This is a genomic window from Streptomyces sp. SPB162 (assembly GCF_029504575.1).
GTDB lineage: Bacteria > Actinomycetota > Actinomycetes > Streptomycetales > Streptomycetaceae > Actinacidiphila.
The window spans coordinates 4,913,121-4,931,925 of record NZ_JAQFII010000001.1 but is presented as its reverse complement, the minus strand read 5'-3'; the positions used below and the strand labels follow the sequence as shown (position 1 = coordinate 4,931,925).

Annotated in this window: 9 protein-coding genes; 4 read left to right on the top strand and 5 right to left on the bottom strand. The window is 72.6% G+C overall.

The window, feature by feature from the left end:
• Positions 1–49: 49 nt before the first annotated feature.
• A complete protein-coding gene (locus M2266_RS22655) occupies positions 50–2,374 on the top strand; it encodes an amino acid adenylation domain-containing protein (RefSeq protein WP_277439823.1) in 2,325 nt (774 codons plus the stop codon).
• Here the strand turns inward: M2266_RS22655 and fabG are convergent.
• The 5 genes from fabG to M2266_RS22630 form a co-directional block, all read right to left on the bottom strand.
• Entirely contained in the window at positions 2,352–3,107 is a 756-nt protein-coding gene (gene fabG, locus M2266_RS22650) for a 3-oxoacyl-ACP reductase FabG (protein WP_277439822.1), read from the bottom strand. The genes M2266_RS22655 and fabG overlap by 23 nt on opposite strands.
• Positions 3,104–3,298 (bottom strand): MbtH family NRPS accessory protein, encoded by a 195-nt coding sequence (locus tag M2266_RS22645; RefSeq protein ID WP_277439821.1) that lies wholly within the window; start codon positions 3,296–3,298, stop codon positions 3,104–3,106. Before M2266_RS22645 ends, fabG begins: the two co-directional genes overlap by 4 nt.
• A complete protein-coding gene (locus M2266_RS22640) occupies positions 3,295–4,110 on the bottom strand; it encodes an alpha/beta fold hydrolase (protein ID WP_277439820.1) in 816 nt (271 codons plus the stop codon). The genes M2266_RS22645 and M2266_RS22640 overlap by 4 nt, the downstream gene beginning before the upstream one ends.
• A gap of 38 nt (positions 4,111–4,148) precedes the next feature.
• Positions 4,149–11,108, bottom strand: coding sequence for a non-ribosomal peptide synthetase (locus M2266_RS22635; protein ID WP_277439819.1), 6,960 nt, complete (start codon positions 11,106–11,108; stop codon positions 4,149–4,151).
• Between the two features lie 213 nt (positions 11,109–11,321).
• On the bottom strand, positions 11,322–11,600 hold the full coding sequence (locus M2266_RS22630) for a phosphopantetheine-binding protein (protein WP_277439818.1): 279 nt from the start codon (positions 11,598–11,600) through the stop codon (positions 11,322–11,324).
• Positions 11,601–12,054: 454 nt separating this feature from the next.
• Here M2266_RS22630 and M2266_RS22625 point away from each other — a divergent pair, with 454 nt between their 5' ends.
• From M2266_RS22625 to M2266_RS22615, 3 genes are all read left to right on the top strand, one after another.
• Positions 12,055–13,953 (top strand): RiPP maturation radical SAM C-methyltransferase, encoded by a 1,899-nt coding sequence (locus M2266_RS22625; protein WP_277439817.1) that lies wholly within the window; start codon positions 12,055–12,057, stop codon positions 13,951–13,953.
• On the top strand, positions 13,950–15,263 hold the full coding sequence (locus tag M2266_RS22620; protein WP_277439816.1) for an MFS transporter: 1,314 nt from the start codon (positions 13,950–13,952) through the stop codon (positions 15,261–15,263). Before M2266_RS22625 ends, M2266_RS22620 begins: the two co-directional genes overlap by 4 nt.
• A 323-nt stretch (positions 15,264–15,586) precedes the next feature.
• A complete protein-coding gene (locus M2266_RS22615; protein ID WP_277441309.1) occupies positions 15,587–18,754 on the top strand; it encodes a tetratricopeptide repeat protein in 3,168 nt (1,055 codons plus the stop codon).
• Positions 18,755–18,805: the final 51 nt, after the last annotated feature.

Below are 18,805 nucleotides of genomic sequence, written 5' to 3'. Positions count from 1 at the left end.
ATTGATCGACACCGGCCTAACAGTTCGTCATGGGTGTTAGCGTGCAAGGGTGTCGACGCCACGGGAGCCGGAAGCGCCGAATCCAGATGGCCTATCGCACGCACAACTCGACTATTGGCGCGAGCGGTTGGCGGACCTCCCGCCTTTCACCGAGCTTCCCGCCGATCTGCCCGCTCCGCCGGTGCGCACCGGCCGCGACCGCACCGTTGTCTTCGGCATGGCCGGTGTCGCGGACAACGATGTGCTCGCCCGGTACGGAGCGGCCCTTGCCGCCCTGCTCACCCGGTACTCGCGCTCGCGGGACGTGGTCTTCGCGACCAGGACCGCCGCCGGCTCCCCGGCCACCCTGCTTCCCCTGCGGATCGACGGATCCGGCGACCCCTCGTCGCGGCAGCTGGCGGAGCGGGTCCGGGAAGCCGCGCGGGGCGCGGTCGAGCACGCGGTCGCTCCCTTCGGGCGGCTGGTCGAGGAGTTCGCGGCGGACCACGGGCCGGGCCGGTTCCCGATCGCCCAGGTGGCGCTGGACGTGTGGCCGCGGTCCACGGCCGGGGAACCGCACGCGCGGCCCCCGGCGTCCGAACCGCTCGCCCCGCCGAGCTCGCCGTTCGACGTGTCGGTCACCGTGGTCGCCGACGGCGCGGGGGGTTCCCACACGGTCGGTTTCTCCTGCGACGCCGACCTGTTCAGCGCGGAGGCCGCGGAGCGCATGGCCGGGCACTTCCGCCGGCTGCTGACCGACGCGCTGGCCCACCCCGACCGGCCGGTCTCCCGGCTGGAGATGCTCGGCGCCGCGGAGCGGCGTCACCTCCTCGCCGGTGGCGGGCCGGCGGCTCCCGCACGGGCCGGCACCGCGGTGGAGTCGGCGGAGTCGACCGTGCTGGACCTGTTCCAGCGGCAGGTGGAAGCCGCCGGCGGGCGGACGGCCCTGTGGAGCCCGCCGTACCGGTGTTCCTTCACCGAGCTCGACGTGCGGGCACAGGAGCTGGCCGACCACCTGGCCGGCCTCGGCGTCGGGCCGGACGACCTGGTCGCCGTCCTGCTGCCGCGCGGTCCTGAGCACGTCGTGGCGATGCTGGCCGTACTGAAGGCGGGCGGCGCCTACGTCCCGCTCGACCCCACCCACCCCCAGGAGCGTCTCGACTTCGTCCTGCGGGACAGCGGGGCGCGGCTGCTGCTGACCGACCGGCAGCTGTCCGGACGGGTCGCCGGCACGATCGAGCGGCTGCACGTCGACGTACCGCGGCCGCCCGGCGGCGTCCCGCGGCCGCGGCCGGCGGTCTCGCCGGACAACCTGGCCTACGTCATGTACACCTCCGGCTCCACCGGCGTGCCGAAGGGGGTCGCCGTCACCCATCGTTGCGTCGTACGGCTCGTCCTCGGCCTCGACCAGGTCGAGGTCGGTCCCGAGGACACCCTCCTCATGCTCGCTCCGACCGCGTTCGACGCGTCGACCTTCGAGGTCTGGAACGCGCTGTGCCACGGGGCCCGGCTCGCCGTCCATCCCCCGGGACCGGTCGGGCCACGTGAACTCGGCACGGAGCTGCGCCGTCTGGGAGTGACCGTGCTGTGGCTGACCGCGCAGCTGGCCAACCTGGTGGCGGACGTACACCCGAGCGCGCTGGAGATGGTGCGCACCCTGGTCGTCGGCGGCGAAGCGCTGTCGGTGCGGCACCTGCGGGCCCTACTGCGGGCCAGTCCCGGGCTGCGCATCGTCAACGGCTACGGACCGACCGAGACCACGACCTTCGCCACGACGCACCCGGTGGCGCCGGAGCAGCTCGACGAGGCGACCGCGGTACCGATCGGCCGCCCCATCGGCGGGACCCGCTGCTACATCGTCGACGAGGACGCCAACCCGGTGCCGGCCGGGATACTCGGCGAGATCCTGGTCGGGGGCGCCGGCCTGGCCAGAGGCTACCTGCGGCGTCCCGGCCTGACCGCCGAACGGTTCGTCCCGGACCCGTTCGGCCCGCCGGGCGGCAGGCTGTACCGCACCGGGGACCTGGGCCGCCGACGCGTCGACGGCGTCGTGGAGTTCGCGGGCCGCGTCGACGACCAGGTCAAGCTGCGCGGATTCCGCGTCGAACCCGGTGAGGTCCGGGCGGCGCTGGCGGAACATCCCACGCTGCGCGACGCCTTCGTCATGGTCCGCGGCGAAGGACTGGCTGCCGAACTGGTCGCGTACGTGGTTCCGGCGGCGCCCGGTGGGGTGGACGTCGGCGCGCTGCGGACGTACCTGAGCCACCGCCTACCCGCCCCGCTCGTCCCCGGGAGGTTCGTCCCCCTGGAGGTGCTGCCGCTCACCGTCAACGGGAAGGTCGATCGCCTGGCGCTGCCGGCCCCGGGAGCGGTCAGCGCATCGGACCACCGGTGACGTACAGGGTGTGCCCGGAGACGAAACCGGAATCCTCCGCGACGAGGAACGCCACGGCGTGCGCGACGTCCTCGGGCTGCCCCACCCTGCGCACCGGGGTCTGCGCGGCCACCATCTGCTGCAGCTTGGCGAAGTCCATGCCCATACGGGCGGCCGTTCCCGCCGTCATGTCGGTGGCGATGTAGCCGGGAGCCACCGCGTTCACGGTCACCCCGTACGGGCCCAGTTCGATCGCGAGTGTGCGGGTCAGGCCCTCGATCCCGGCTTTCGCGGCGGAGTAGTTGGCCTGGTCGCGGTTGCCGAGAGCCGAGGAGCTCGAGAAGTTGACGATGCGGCCCCACCGCTGCTCCCGCAGGTAGGGGATGATCGCCTGGCACATCAGGAACGGCCCGCGCAGGTTCACGTCCACGACGGTGTCCCAGTCCTCCAGGGAGAGATCCTGCACCGGGCGGTCCCTGATGACGCCGGCGTTGTTGACCAGTATCACCGGCGGCCCCAGTTCGGCTGCCAGGGTCTCCAGTGCCCCCTTGACCTGGCCGGGATCACCGACATCGGCGACGACGGCGTGCGCGGTGCCCCCTGCCGCGCGAATCCGGTCCGCGGTGGCCGCGGCCGTACGGCCGTCCAGGTCGAGGACGCCGACCGCGGCTCCGTCCGCGGCGAGGCGGCACGCCGTGGCGGCGCCGATTCCGCGGCCGGCACCGGTGACGACCGCTACTCGTGGTGACGTCATTCGGTCGTCGATCCCATCCGCCGGCGCAGGCTCAACGGCCGCATGTCGGTCCAGACCTCCTCGATGTGCGCGAGGCACTCCTCCTTCGAACCGCGCGGACCGCCCTCCCGCCAGCCGGCCGGGATCTCCCGGTCCGCCGGCCAGATCGAGTACTGCTCCTCGTCGTTGACAACGACCGTGTAGGAGGTCATCCGATGGGATCCTCGTCTCTCGTGGCGGGACCGGGCGGCAGCTGCCCGGTCAGCGTCGTACGGATGATGCCGGCCAGCCGGTCGCCCTGCCCGACCAGGTAGAAGTGGTCCCCGGGCAGCAGGTGCGAGGCGAAGGATCCCTTGGTGATCCCCGCCCATTCGTTCAGGTCCCACCGGGTCGACGTGGGGTCGTCCGTGCCGCTGACGACGGTGATCGGCGCCCGTACCGGGGGGCCGGCCGCGCAACCGGTCAGCACCAGGCCCAGGTCGGCCCGGAAGACCCGGAGCACCATCTCCCGGAGTTCGGGATAGCGCAGCAGGGCGTCGTGGTTGGGCGCACCGTTGTCGCGGAGCGCGTCCAGAAGGGTCTCGTCGGAGGCGTCGGTGGGAAACGCGGAGCTGGGACGCTGGGACGGCCCGCCGTGTCCGGAGACGAAGAGATGGGCGACCTCGACCCCGGCCGTCTCCAGCTCACGGCACAGGTTGACCGCCAGCACCGCTCCCAGGCTGTGCCCGAAGAGGCTGATCCGCCGGAATCCCGCACGGCCGACCACGTCGGCGAGCTCGGCCACCAGCGCCGGTTGGTCGGTGAAGGGGGGCTCGGCCAGGCGTGTCTCCCGGCCGGGCAGCTGTACCGGGACCACGTCCACGGACGGCTCGGCCGCGGCCAGCCAACCGCGGTAGCTCGACGCGTTACCACCGCTGTGCGGCAGGCACAGCAGCTGGTCGTCCCGCCACGGCCGCTCCAGGCCGCCGAGGAACCACCGGCCCAGTTCGCCGGCGGGGCCGGTGGGTTCGGTGTCGGCTCTCATGGCAACCACCTCCGTGGTCGACGCGATCGGACGCGTCATCATGGCCGTTCCCGGCCGAGTTCGGACAGGCGCAGGCTCGGCTCGGCCAGGGCGGACCGCAGCGTCTGCCCGATGGCGTCCGCCAGCCGCTCCGCGGTCGGCGGCGTGAACACGTCCGTGCTGAACTCGATCGTGCAGCCCAGTACGGAGTCACGGCGGACCACCGCGATGTCCAGGTCGAACTTGGCGCTGCCGGTGTCGGCGTCGGCCACCTGGACCACCAGTCCGGGAAGCTCCGGCGGCGCACCCGCGTCGTCGACGTGGAAGACCACGTCGATCAGCGGGGACCGGCTCAGGGTGCGGGTCGGCAGCAGTTCCCGCACGACCCGGTCGAACGGCAGCTCCTGGTGGGCGTAACCGGCCAGGGCCGTGCCGCGGGTCCTGTCCAGCAGCTCGGCGAAGGCCGGATCACCCGACAGGTCGGCGCGCATGACCAGCGTGTTGACGAAGAATCCGATCAACGGAGCCAGCTCCGGCCGGGACCGCAGGGAGACCGGGGTGCCGACGCCGAAGTCCTGCTGGCCGCTGAACCTGCCGAGGACGGCCTGTACCGCTGCCAGCAGGACCATGAACTCGGTCGTGCCGTGCTCCCGCGCGACCGTGCCCAGCCGAGCCGTGTCCGCCGCGCCCAGCAGCTCGGTGTGCAGCCTGCCGCCGGCGCCGGTGCGTGACCGTGGACGCGGCAGATCGGTGGGCAGTCGCAGGACGGGCAGGTCCCGCAGCTGATCCCGCCAGTAACCCAGGTCAGCCTGTTCGACGCCCGCGAGGCGCTCCCGTTGCCAGACCGCGTAGTCGGCGTACTGCAATCGCAGTTCGTCCAGCGGCTCCGGCTGCCCGGTGGCGTGCGCCCGGTACAGCTCCCCGAGCTCGCCGAGGAGCAGCCGGAACGACTCGGCGTCGGCCGCCGCGTGATGGACCACGAGGGAGAGCAGGTGCTCCTGTGCGGCGACGCGCAGCAGTACGGCGCGGATGAGCGGGCCGCGGTCGAGTCGGAAGGGGAGCCGCGCCGCCTCCGCGGCCGCCGCCTCCGCGGCGGCGCGGGCCTGGGGAGCAGCGGTTCCCGACAGGTCGGTCAGTGCCGGCTCGAAGTCGGCGGCGGGTCCCGCCACCTGGACCGGCAGGCGGTCGTCCCCCAGGGTGAGCCGGGAGCGCAGCACCTCGTGCCGGGCCACCACCCGGCCCAGGGCCGACCGCAGGGCGCCGGTGTCGAGCGGGCCGTGCAGCCACAGGTTCATCGGCACGTTGTACTCGGCGCTGCCCGGGTGGAACTGGTCGAGGAGCCAGAGTCGCTGTTGCTCGACGGAGAGCGGTGCCGAACCGTCCGCCGACCGGCGGCGCACCGGATCGCCGTCGCCGGTCGCGGGTGCCGCCGCGACAGCGGCCGAGAGGTCGGCGACACGCGGGTACTCGAAGATCATCCGGACCGTGAGCGCGGTCCCCAGGGCCTCGCGCAGCCGGGCCACCACCTGAGTCGCCTGGTACGAGTTGCCACCGATCGTGAAGAAGTCGTCGTCGATGCCGAAGTCGTCGCGCCCGAGCACCTCCGCCCACATCGCGTGGATCGTCCTCTCCGTCCCGGTACCCGGCGGCCGGCCGCTGCCGCCGTGGGCCCGGGGCCGCTGGGGTTCCGGCAGCCGCGCCCGGTCGACCTTGCCGTTGGACGACACCGGCAGCTCGCGAAGCGGCGTGACCGTCGCCGGGACCATGTAGCCGGGCAGTTGCCCCCGCAGCCGGGCGAGGAGGTCGTCCACGTCGACGTCGCCTTCGTCGGCGACGACGTACGCCGCCAGTTCCGCCGTCGCGCCCTGGCCGTGCCGCAGCACATGTGCGTCCCGTATCCCGGCGTGTCCGCGGATCGCCGTCGCGACCTCGCCCAGTTCGATCCGGTAGCCGCGGATCTTGACCTGGTCGTCGTCGCGGCCGAGGAAGTCCAAGGTGCCGTCCGGCAGCCGGCGCACGAGGTCGCCGGTTCGGTAGACGCGCTGCCCCGCCGGGCCGAACGGATCCGGCACGAACCGCTCCGCGGTCAGGGCCGGAGCGTGGAGGTAGCCGCGGGCCAGTCCGCGCCCGCCGATCCACAGCTCGCCCGGCACACCGACGGGCAGTGCCTCGCCGTCCACGCCGACGACGTAGGCGGTGGTGTCGCCGATCGGCCGGCCCAGCGGTATGGAGGTGGCGTCCGCGGCGGGCTCGGAACGCAGGTGGTGCAGCGTGGTGTTGGTGGTGGACTCGGTGGGGCCGTAGCAGTTCAGCAGCCGCAGGCCGGGGAGCTCGCGCAGCAGCCGGCGCAGGTGCGGAACGGACGGGGCCTGCCCGCCGATTCCCAGCATCCGCAGGCCCGAGAGCAGTTGCGGGTTGATGTCGACCATCATCTGGGCCAGCGTGGCGGGCAACCACAGGACGGTCACCCCGTGGCGGCGGACGAGGGCGCCGAGTTCGAGCGGGTCGACCGGCCGCTCCCCGGGTATCACCAGGGACGCGCCGTGCGCCAGGGACAGCCAGATCTCCAGGTTCGACGGGTCGAAGGTGGCGGGGTGCACCATCAGGAACACGTCGTCGGGGCCGACCGGCGCCTGGTCGCAGCCGAGCACCAGCCGCACCAGCGCGTGCTGCGGGACCGCGACGCCCTTCGGCCGCCCGGTGGAGCCGGACGTGTGGAGGACGTACGCGAGGTCCTCCGGATCGGCACCGGGAGGGTTCCCGGCCGGGCGGGCGGCGATGGCCGCGCGGTCGTCGTCCAGGTCCACGAACCGGGACAGTCCACTCGGCAGCCGGTCCCACACGGCCCGGCGGCCCACGGCGACGTCCGCGCGGCAGTCGGCCAGCAGCAGCCGGATCCGTTCGGCGGGATAGGCGGGATCCAGCGGCAGGTAGGCTCCCCCGGCCTTGAGGACCGCCAGCATCGCCACGACCAGGTCCACTCCCGGCGGCAGGCACAGGGCGACCAGGACGTCCCGGCCCACGCCGAGGTCGGCCAGATGGTGGGCGAGCCGGTTGGCGGCCGTATTCAGCTCCGCGTAAGTGGTCTCGCCGGCCTGGTCCCTCACCGCGACGCGCGCGCCCGACGCGGACACCTGGCGCTCCACCAGCGCGGTGACGGTGTCCACCGGGGTGCTGACCGTCTCGTTGCACGTGCGCAGCACCGTGGTCAGCTCGTCCGGTCCGAGCATGTCGAGCTCGGACAGCCGCCGCTCGGGAGCGTCGAGCGCCGAGCGCAGGATCCGGCGGAAGTGCCCCGCCATGCGGGCCACGGTCGCGCGGTCGAAGAGGTCGGCACGATAGTTGACGCGTCCGGCGAGCCGTCCCTGCCGGCCGGCCCGTATCTCCATGACCAGGTCGAACGCGGCTGCCCGCTCCGCCACCGGGATCTTCTCCGCCGTGAGTCCCTCCAGCGCCAGCTGGTCCTCCGGAGCGTCGATCAGCTGGAAGATCGCCTGGACCAGCGCGTCGACCCCGAACTCACGGGTCACGCCCAGGCTGCCGACCAGTTCCTCGAACGGGACCTCGGAGTGGTCACCCGCCGTGAGGGACGTCTCGGTCACCTGTCGCAGCAGAGCGGCGAACGTCGGATCGCCCGAGCAGTCGGCCCGCAGCGGCATCATGTTGACCATGAAGCCGACCAGGTCCTCCACCTCGCGCCGGTTGCGGTTGGCGAAGGGTGTACCGACGATCACGTCCTTCTCCCGTCCGTAGCGGGAGAGCAGGGTGAAGAAGGCGGTCAGCATCACCATGAACGGAGTGACGCCGTTACGGCCGCAGAACGCGGTGAGCTCGGCCGCGGTCCCGGGCGGGAGGTCGAAGTGGAGGGAGTCCCCGCGTGTGGTGGGCTTCGCGGGGCGCGGCCGGTCCGCGGGCAGTTCGAGCCGGGCCGGCGCGCCGGCGAGCTGCCGGCGCCAGTAGGCCAGGCCCTCGCGGTGCGCACCGCCGGCGAGCGCGGCCCGCTGCCGGCGGGCGTATTCGCGGAACTGCAGCCGCACGGGCGGCAGCCCGGTCGGCACGCCGCGGTGGAAGGAGCCGTAGAGCTCGCTCAGCTCGCCGAAGAGCACCTCGGTCGAGCGTCCGTCGGCGACGATGTGGTGGATCACCCAGGCCAGGACGTGCTCCCGGGGGCCGCGGCGGATCAGCGTGAGGCGGATCAGCGGACCGGTGGCCAGGTCGAACGGCTCGGCCGCCGCGGCGGCGAGAAGCGCGTCGAGGTCCGCCTGGGGGGCGCCGGCCAGGTCGCGGAGCACCAGCTTCGCGGTCGGTTCCGGGTCCACCACCTGGCGGGGTGTCCCCGAGGGCGCCGGATAGCGGGTCCGCAGAATCTCGTGCCGTCCCACGAGCGCGTGCAGGGCTCGGCGCAGGGCGTCGGCGTCGAGGTCCCCGCGCAGCCGGAACACCTCGGTGACGTTGTACGACGTGTCTCCCGGCCGCAACTGGTCGAGGAGCCAGAGCTGCTGCTGCGACGACGACAGCGGAAGGTCTTCCCCGGCGGGTACGGCGGAGGCGGAGGCGGGTACGGCGGAGGCGGGTACGGCGGAGGCGGGTACGGCGGAGGCGGCCGGTCCGGCCGGCTCGTCCGGGGATCTCCGCCCGCGACCGATGGTCTCCGCGAGCCTTCCGGGGGTGGGGTTACGGAAGAACGCGCTCATCGGGACTTCCACCCCGAAGACCTCGCGCACCCAGGCCAGCAACCGGATCGCCCGCAGGCTGTCACCGCCGGTGGCGAAGAAGTTGGTGTCGGGGGTGATCCGCACGCCGGGCAGCAGGGCGGCGAAGCCCTCCACCGAGACGCGTCGCACCAGGCCGGCCGCGCTGTCCGCGGACGTGCCGCCCGCGCCGTCCGACGCGGTGGCGCTCCCGGCGGCGGGCGCGGGATGGTGGGTCGCCAACGCGGGCAGATCGACCTTGCCGGAGGCGGTGATCGGTATCTGCCGCACCTCGACCAGCAGCGTCGGCACCATGTACGACGGCAGGCGGTCGGCCAGGCCGCGGCGGACGTCGTCGGGGTCCGTCCCCCCGTCCGACGGCACCAGATAGCCCACGAGGGCACCGTCGACGTCGGCGACGACCGCGGCGGAGACTCCGGCCAGTGCGGTGAGCGCCGCCTCGATCTCTCCCAGTTCCACCCGCTGTCCGCGCACCTTGACCTGCCGGTCGCGCCGGCCGAGGAAGACGATGTCGCCCTCCGCCGACCAGCGGGCGAGGTCGCCGGTGCGGTAGAGCCGGCCGCCCGGCCGGAACGGGTCGGGCAGGAAGCGTTCCGCGGTGCGGGCCGCCTGGCCCAGGTAGCCGCGTGCCACGCCGGCACCCCCGACGAACAGCTCCCCGACCGCGCCGGCGGGTACGGGGCGCAGGTCGTCGTCGAGGATGTACGCCTGGTGGTTGTCGACGGGGAGGCCGATGGGCGGCGGGGACCGCCACAGACCGGCGCACTCCTTGTAGATGACGCCGATCGTGGTCTCCGTGGTGCCGTACCCGTTGACGAACCGCCGGTCGCGCGACCAGCGCGTGGTCAGCCGGCCGGAGAACGGTTCACCGCCGACCGAGACCAGCCTCAGCAGCGGTACCAGGTCCGGATCGAGCAGTTCCAGCAGTGACGGGGGCAGTTCGGCGACGGTGATCCCACCGTCCGTCAGCGCCCGGGTCAGCCCGGCGACCGAGCGCCGGTCGTCGTCGCCGATCATGTGGAGCGAGGATCCGCTGAGGAGTGCGCAGAAGATCTCGAACACGGAAACGTCGAACCCCGGGGACGCGTACTGCAGCATCCGGTCGTCGGGTGTCAGTTCGAAGAGCCGCTGCAGGGACTCGACGAAGTTGAGCGCGCTGTCGTGCTCCACGAGCACCGCGCGGGGCGCGCCGGTACTGCCCGAGGTGTACATCGCGTAGGCGAGCTGTCGCGCGTCGGTGCGCGCCGGCGCCATGACGACCTCGTCCGGGGCCGGCGCGGCCTCCTCGGCGTCGTCCAGATCCAGGACGCGCCAGTCGCCGCCCGGAATGCGATCACGTTGTGCGGCGTCGGTGACGACCGCGGTGACGCCCGCGTCCCGCAGCAGCGCCGCCAGCCGTCCGGCGGGGACCGCTGGATCGATCGGGAGCCACGCGGCGCCCGCGTGCAGGGCGCCCAGGCAGGCGATCACCCAGCGCTTGTCCTCGCGCGTGACGTGGACGGCGACCAGATCCTCGGGCGCGACTCCGGCGGACGTGCGCAGCCGGTGTCCCAGCGAGGCGGCGTACTCGGCGGTCTCCTGGTAGGTGAACGTGCCCGTGGCGTCCACCAGCGCGATCCGGTCGGCGAAGCGTTCCCTGGCGACGTCGAAAGCCTGGGTGAGCGTGCCGGGCGGCCGGTCGCGCTCGGTGCGGTTGGGCTCGTCCGTCACCTGGCGCCACTCGGTGCCGGTAAGGACGTGCAGGGCGGCCAGCGGGGCGTCCGGCGTGGCGAGGTGGGCCTCCAGCAGCGCACCGGCGCCCCGCAGCACCCCCTCGATCATCACCGTCTCGTAGCGGTCGGGGTCGTACGCGGCGCTCAGGGCACCGAGGGGGGAGATCCCGAAGGTGACGCTCCCCGCGCCGTGGCCCGCCCCCGGGCCGTCCTCGTCCGTGCCGGGCCGACCGTCCTCGCCGGGCCCGGTCCGCAGCAGGACCGGCGGGGCCGCGGGACCGGCCGGGAGTGTGCCGGACGACGACCGGACCGCGGCGAGCGAGCGGTCCACGGTCAGGACGAAGTCCCCCAGCGGCGCCCGTGGATCCACCGCCACAGCGAGCCGGCGGACAGCGCCCGCGGTGTCGGCGACGGCGACCAGCAGGTCCCGCTCGGCGCAGTAGCGGGCGATGGACGCGAGCAGGGCGGCCGTCAGGACCGAGCCGGCCGGTGCGCCGGTCCGCTCGGCACAGTCGTGCAACGCCTTGAGCGGGGCGTCGTCGAGTTGGTGAACGGCGTCGCGCCGCTCGGTCGGTCCTGCCGGGCCGTGGGCCACCGCGCGCGGAAGCGTGGTGGGGGGATTCAGCGGCGTGACGGACGGTCCGGGGCGGCCTGGCCGCGCGGATCCCGCGGCGGCACCGCGGATACGGTCCAGGAATCGCGCACGTCGGTCTTCCAGATTGATCCCCGAGTGCATCTCACCATTTCCTTCGCGCGAGAAATCGGCCCGGGCCTGCCCTACGGCGCGGACCCGAGGGTTATCCGCTTCTCAGCCGGTGACGGCATCCGATTCGGCGGCTTCCGCTTTGGCCCGGTCTATGGCCGACGCGAGTTCCCGGACGGTGGAGTACTCGAAGATGAACGACAAGGGGAACTCGATACTCCATATGTCACGCAGTTGGTAGATCACCAAGGTCGCGTAGAGGGAGTGTCCGCCGACGGCGAAGAAGTTGTCTTCGGGACCGAACTGATCATGGTTCAGCACCGCGGTCCAGACCTCCGCCACCCCGGACTCGGTCGGTGTCACCTTGTCTGCCTCGACGTTCAACAAGGCTCTTGCCTCCATGAGTTGACCGGTGGGGGACTCGGTGGCCGGGTGCTACCCGCGGCCACGAACGGCCATGCTACGTCACGACACCCGAACGCGCGGGAACAAATTATCGATGTGATCGAAAAGGCCCCTCACCGAGCCGGCCGCACACGGCACCGACCTCCGGACGCCTCGCGCCCAGGGGCCGATCGATCTCCGACACCCGCTATTGGGGCTTGACCCACCAGAGTTGACCTGCCTAGCCTCAGAAGAGGAATTCAGCTGAACAGGGGGACAGGCGAAGCGCTCTCCTCGGCCTGCGTTTCCGGGATTGCGCAATGCCCCCGCAGGATCGGTTTGGCGTGAAACGCCCAACCCGCGGAGCGACGCTGACGACATGACAGGTCGGGGGGACTTGCGGCTTTTCCTGTGGAACTTCCCCCGAGAGCCGCCCCCTTCCGAGAGGTTTTCCGTGCTTCGCGTCGCCTTCGTCAACATGCCTTTCGCCGACTGGAACCGCCCGTCGTTCGCGCTCAGTCAGCTCGCCGGACTGATCGGCAACGAGTACGCGGACCGGGCGACCGCCGAGGTGCACTACCTCAACGTCGATTTCACCCGATACTTCGGCGTACGCGCGTACGAGGAGCTATCCGGCGATATGACCCACCTCTACAGCGGGGTGGGTGAGTGGCTCTTCCGGCACATCGCATTTCCGGATGAGCCGGATAACTCCGACAGCTACTTCAGCCGGTATTACCGCGAGCCGAACTGGAAGCCCTTTCGCGACGACCTGATGCGGCGCCGCGAGGGCATCGAGGTCTTCCTGGCCGAGCTGATCGACCGGTACCAGCTCGCCTCGGCCGATGTCGTCGGACTCACCACGATGTTCGCCCAGACAGTACCCACCATCGCACTGGCCAGGATGATCAAGGAGCGCAACCCCGAGGCGATCATCCTCCTCGGCGGCTCGAACGTGGAGACCTCGATGGGTGCCGTCCTCGCCGGCGAGGTGCCGTACCTGGACTACGTCTTCTCCGGCCCGAGCCTGGTGAGCTTCGGCGCCTTCCTCGACCATCTCCTGAGCGAGGGCGACACCACGGCCTTCTCGGCCCGCGGTGTCATCACCCGGGACAACTGCACGGATCCGCAGGTCCGCTTCGGCGTCGGCCGGGACCGCGACATCAACGACTACGTGCCGCTCCACTACGACGACTTCGCCGTCACCATGCGCGACGCCGAGGACGCCCTCGCGGAGGGAGAACTCGAACCGACGCTGTTCTTCGAGACCTCGCGCGGCTGCTGGTGGGGGGCGCGCAGCCACTGCACCTTCTGCGGACTGAACGACGAGACCATCGGCTTCCGGCAGATGGACCCGGATCTGGCCGTCAGCCAGTTCGAGTGGCTGTTCTCGCTGCACCCGCAGTTCAAGAACTACATGTGCACCGACTACATCCTGCCCAGGAACTACGCGGCCGACGTCTTCCCGCGCATCGACGCCCCCGACGACGCCTCCATCTTCTACGAGATCAAGCTCCCGATGAGCGAGACGAACATGCAGACCCTCGCCACCGCGCGGGTCAACCGGGTGCAGGCCGGGATAGAGGCGGTCAACTCGGAGGTGCTCAAGCTGCTGGGCAAGGGCACCACGGCATTCCAGAGCCTGCAGTTCATGAAGCTCTGCCTGAAGTTCGGCATCCACCCGGAGTGGAACCTGCTCATCGGTGCGCCCCGGGAGCCCGAGGACATGTACGCCAAGTACGAGCGGGACTTTCCCATCCTGGCGCACCTCACGCCACCGACCGGCGCCTTCTTCATCCGCTTCGACCGTTTCAGCCCCTACTTCAACGAACGGCTCGACTACGGGCTGGATCTGCGCCCGATGGACTTCTACCCGCTGGTCTTCCCCTTCGACGCAGCACAGTTGGACCAACTGGCCTACTTCTTCGCCGACCACGGTCCCGCGCCCTACGCGATGAACGCGCTGAAGTGGTACCCGGCTCTCCAGCGGGTGGTGGCCGACTGGCAGGCCGGGTGGAAGGAAGCCGGCGACAAGCCACGTCTGGAGCTCGTCGAGGAGGACGGCGGGCAGGTCGTCAAGGACACCCGCTTCGGTCCCGAGCAGCGGATCCCGGTCGACGGGACCATGCTGCACCTGCTCCAGGAGCTGAACGCGCCCAGGCGGCCCGATCAGTTGACCGCTCCGGACGGAGCGTCCCCGGACGACGTCGCCGAGCGGCTCGCGCTGCTCCAGCGCCACCGGGCCCTGTTCGAGGAGGACGGGCGGCTGCTCAGCCTGGTCACCGGTGTCGACGCCACCGGCGCCGCCGGGTTCGCGCGTCAGAAGTCCGGCGCCGCGCAGGGGCGCGGGTGACGGACTCGGACGCGGACGCCGTGGGCGGGGCCGTGGCAGGCGGGGCCGGGAGTTCGCCGCCGCGCGAGGAGCCGCCGCGCGAGGAGCGGCCGCCCGCTCCGCCGCGGACCGGCGAGACATGGCCCCACTTCGGCCGGCTGTGGACGGCGAACGCGGTGTCCGCGCTCGGCGACGGAGTACGCAACAGCGCCTTGCCGCTGCTCGCGTTCTCCCTCACCGAGAATCCGGTGCTGCTGTCGCTGACGACCATCGTCACCGCGCTGGGAATGATGATGGCGCCCATCGGCGGGGTGTGGGCGGACCTCTACGACCGGCGGGCCCTGCTCATCGCGATCGACCTGTGCCGGTTCGTCGTCGTCGGGCTGATCGCCCTCGGCGTGCTGACCGACACGCTCAACCTCGTCCTCGTCTACATCGCCGCCGGAGTACTCGGCATGGGCGAGTCGATCTTCCTGGTCACCTCGCAGGCCTTCCTGCCCCAGGTCGTCGCGCCCGAGCAGCTGACCAGGGCGAACGGTCGGCTGCACGCGGTGCAGGTGGTGCTGCGCGACAGCATCGGCCAGCCCCTGGGCGGTGTTCTCTTCGCCTTCGCCGCGGTGGCGCCGTTCCTCCTCGACGGCGCCTCGTTCCTGCTGGGTCTCATGCTGCTGCTCCTCCCGGCGCTCCGGACGGTGCGGACGGACCCGGCGGGGCCGCGTACCGGCTGGTGGCAGATGGTGCGGGAGGGCATGCGCTATCTGCGGTCGGACCGACTGCTGATGCGGCTGGCCGTGGTGCTGGGCGTCCTGAACTTCTTCACCATGAGCCTCGGCGTGCTGATGGTCCTCTACGTCGTCAGATGGCTGCACCTCCCCCAAGGCGCGTACGGCTTCTTCCTCGCGGCGAACGCGATCGGCGGAGTCGCCGGCGGGCTCAGCAGCGACTGGGTGCGAAGGAGGGTGGGCGTGCTGCCCGGTGCGGTGCTGGCTCTGGCCGTCATGGGCGTCTCGTGCCTGCTGATCGGTGGGATCCGGTCGACGGCCGTGGCGGCCGTCTCCTTCGGAGCGGTGGGATTCGGCATCGCCACGTGGCAGACGCTGATCACGGCGTTTCGCCAGACCACCATCCCGCACGACCTGCTGGGCCGGGTGAACGGGGCGTTCCGCATGCTGTCGGTGTGCGTGTCACCGTTCGGCGCGATCACCGCCGGCGTGGTCGCCGAGATCACCGACATCAACGTGCCGATCATCGTGTCCGGCTGCGGGATCCTCCTGCTCACTGCGGTCAGTGGCAGATCGCTGCTGCGGATGGGCGCGCAGAGCGCGGGATGACCTCCGGCGCCGCCGCAGTGCACATCATCCTGGCCGGCCGGTACCCGCCCGCCGGGTCCGCCGTCCCGTCCGGTCGCGGCCGGACGGGACGGCGGACCGGTGAGAGGGTTGTCAGCGTGCCGTAGGAGGTAGGGAGAGGTGGAACGGCTGAGTCGATCGGCCGTGCACCCGCGCTCTCCCACGGTGTCGCCCTGCGACGTGTACGGCAGGACACTTGGGGGCGGGCGGGCGACCGAGGGGGAGCTACGTTGCGAGAAGTGCCGGAGCCGGCGAGGCCGTCGGGGAGGGACCGGGCGGAGGTCGAGAGCCGGCTGAAGCTGGCCGTGGTCGAGGCGTCGCGCGGCAGCACGGCCGCGGACGCGGAGCGGCTGCTGCGGCGGGCGCTGGCCTCACTGGACGAGATCATGGCGCAGGCCGCGGAGGAGTACGCGCTCTACGCGCGGGCCGCCGGGCAGGGCGGGCCTGCCGGGCTCGCCGGGCGGTTCGGCCCGGAGACGGTGACCACCGCCGCGATCACCGCGGGCTCGACCGGGGTGACCGCGTTCGCGGTGGACCTGATCGCCCAGGACCTGTCGGCCGGGGTGTCGCTCATCACCGGCATCGCCGCGGGGGCGGTCGGAGCGGTGGCCGTGGGGCTCCGGGCGCCTCGCCGTACCGGCACCGCCGCGGCTGGCGACGACCCGGCCCCGTACCGACTGCGCTGGCTGGACGCGGTGGAGCAGCGCGGTATCCGGCCCTTCCTCGAACAGCACAGGAGCCGGGCAACGGCGGAGTCCGCCGCCTCCCGAGGCGCCTCCTCCGCCGGTGCGGGCGGCCGGCACCCGGTTCCGGCGCCCCGCAGGACCGACCGCAGCGCCGCCGCCAGGACCCGGTCCGTGCTGGAGCAGTCGTTCGGCCAACTCCCGTCGGCCGAGGGGCCGTTCGCCGGCCGCCGTAAGCAGCTCGCGCAGATCACGCAGTGGGTGCACCAGGCCCGGGTCTCCACGGAGTCCAAGCCGACCGTCGTCGTCCTGCACGGGCCGGCCGGCGCCGGGGCGACCACCCTCGCGGTGCGCGCCGCCCGCCAGTTGCGTGACCAGTTCCGCGGCTCGTGCGTGGTGGACCTGCGCGGCGGAGCCCTGGACGAGCGCCCGCTGCCCACCCGGGACGCGCTGCTGCACCTGCTCAACCGGCTCGGCGCGCCCCGCGAACAGCTGCTGTTCCGCGAGCGCCCCAACCACGAGCAGCATCTGCGGCGGCTCGCCGACCAGTACCAGAAGCACCTCACGGGCACGCCGGTGACGATCGTGCTCGATGACGCCTCCGACGCCGAACAGGTGCGGATGCTGGTCCCCGAGCGGTCCGAGGCGCTGGTGCTCGTCACCGCCCGCGAGCCGCTCTCCCTGGACCTGCCGAACGCGTGGGTGCACAGCCTGCCCGTCGGCCCGCTCCACGCCGACGACGCCCATGAGCTGCTGGGCGAGCTGGCCAGGGCCGCCAAGGCGCCTGAGCCCACCACGGTGGAGTCCGAGCGGCTGCGGGGGCTGTGCGACGGCCTGCCGATCGCGCTGCGCATAGCGGGCGCGGCGCTGCCGGACCACGGCACGGCCGCCGGGCTCGCCGCCGGCCTGGAGGCGTACGGCCCGCAGGAGGCCGTGGAGCGGATCCTCGCGCTGCGCTACCGCGACCAGCCCGAGCCGTCCCGGCGGCTGCTGCGCCGGCTCGCCCTCGCCGGGCGGACCAGCTTCGGCGCGGCGGCCGCCGCCGCCCTGCTGGCCACCGACGAGCAGGAGGCCGGCCGCCGGCTGGACGAGCTGGCCCGGGCCGGACTGATCGAGCACATCCGCGGCAGCCGCTACCGGCCGCACGACCTGGTCCGCCGCTTCGCCCACGCACGGCTGCTGGACGAGGAGGACCCGGCCGAGCGCGCCGCCGCCCACGAGCGGCTGATCCGCAGCTACGCCGAGCTGGCCAACGCCGTGATCCGCCTCGTCGAGGGCAAGACGTCCACCCGGGCCGGGCGCTTCGGCGCCCACGGCTTCGCCTCCCTCGAATCGGCGCTGCGCTGGCTCGACGACGAGTCGAGCTTCATCACCGCGGCGCTGCGGCACGCCGAGGGCGTGGACCGCACCGTCGTGCAGGCCCTGCTCGGCGCGCTGTGCGACTACTGCCTGCTGCGCGGCGACCTGTACCGGCTCGGGGAGATCAGCGAGCTGGCGCAGGCGCTGAAGGCCGCTCCGGACGAGGAGCAGAACATCCTGGTGCGCTCGGTGCAGTGGCGCACCGGCATCGCCGCCCGGCAGCTCGGCGAGCTCGACAAGGCACGTTCCACCCTCAGCTCCGTCGTCGACCTGTACTTCGAGGCGCAGCATCCGGCGGGCGCCGCCCGCGCACTGGGCAGCCTCGGCATCACGCTGCACCACCAGGGCAACCTGCGGGAGGCGGAGACCAAGCTCCGCGAGGCCCTGGAGCTGCAGTCCACGCCGGAGCTCGGCGAGGACCGGGCCTGGACGCTGCACGCGCTGGCGGCCGTACTGCGCGACATGGGCCAGCTCGGCAAGGCTCTGCCGCTGCTCCTCGAATCCCTGGAGCTGCACCGGCAGAACGAGAGCGTCAGCGGGCAGGGCTGGGCCCATCTCCAGCTCGGGCAGCTTCACCTGCGGCTCGGAGCGGTCGACGAGGGCGAGGCGGAGCTGCGCAGCGCGGGCCAGTGCTACGCGCTGACCCGCGACCCGCGCGGCGCCGCCTGGACCCGCACCCAGCTCGCCCGCGCCACCCTGCAGCGCGGTGACGCCCAGGGCGCCGCCCGCGAGCTGGACGAGGCACTGGTGCGCCACCGGGCCTGCGAGGACGCCCGCGGCGAGGCATGGACGCTGTACTACCTGGGCCACGCGCTGGAGGAGTCGGGCGACAGCGACCAGGCGCTGCGGACCCTGGAGCGGGCCCGTTCCATGTTCAGCCGGATGCGGGACGTGTACGGGCTGGCCTGCGCCCGCCACCACTCGGCCCGGGTCACCCGCGACCAGCGCGCCGTGCGCACCGGCAACCTCCGCAACAGCGGTTTCGCCCGCCAACTGCTCCAGGACGCCCGGCAGGACTTCCGGCGGATCGGCGTCGAGCACGGCGAGGCGTGGTCCTGCGTGGAACTCGCGGTGATCGACGCGGGCAACAACCGCTACGTCGAGGCCCTGGCGCTGCTGGACGGGGCCCGCGAGCTCTTCGCCGGCCTCGGCGACCGGCGCGGCCACGACTGGGCGGTCTTCCTGCGCTGCACCGTCCGGCCCCTGCTGTCCGAGGACGGCGCCGGGCGGGCCGCCGAGGAGCTGCGCGCCCTGCTGGCCGAGCACCACCCGAGCCGGGATCCAGATCTGGAGGAGTACGCCGAGGCGTACTCCGTCCTGCTGGAGCGCGGTACGGCCGCCCCGGGCGGCAGCTGGGAGGCGTGGCGGCTGGGCATGCTGCCACGGCGCTCCGCGCGCATGGTCATGGACCTGCCGCCGATCACGCCCTGAGCGCGGCTCCGAGTCGGCGGCAAGCAGGAGCGCCGGTCGGGCCGGTGTGCG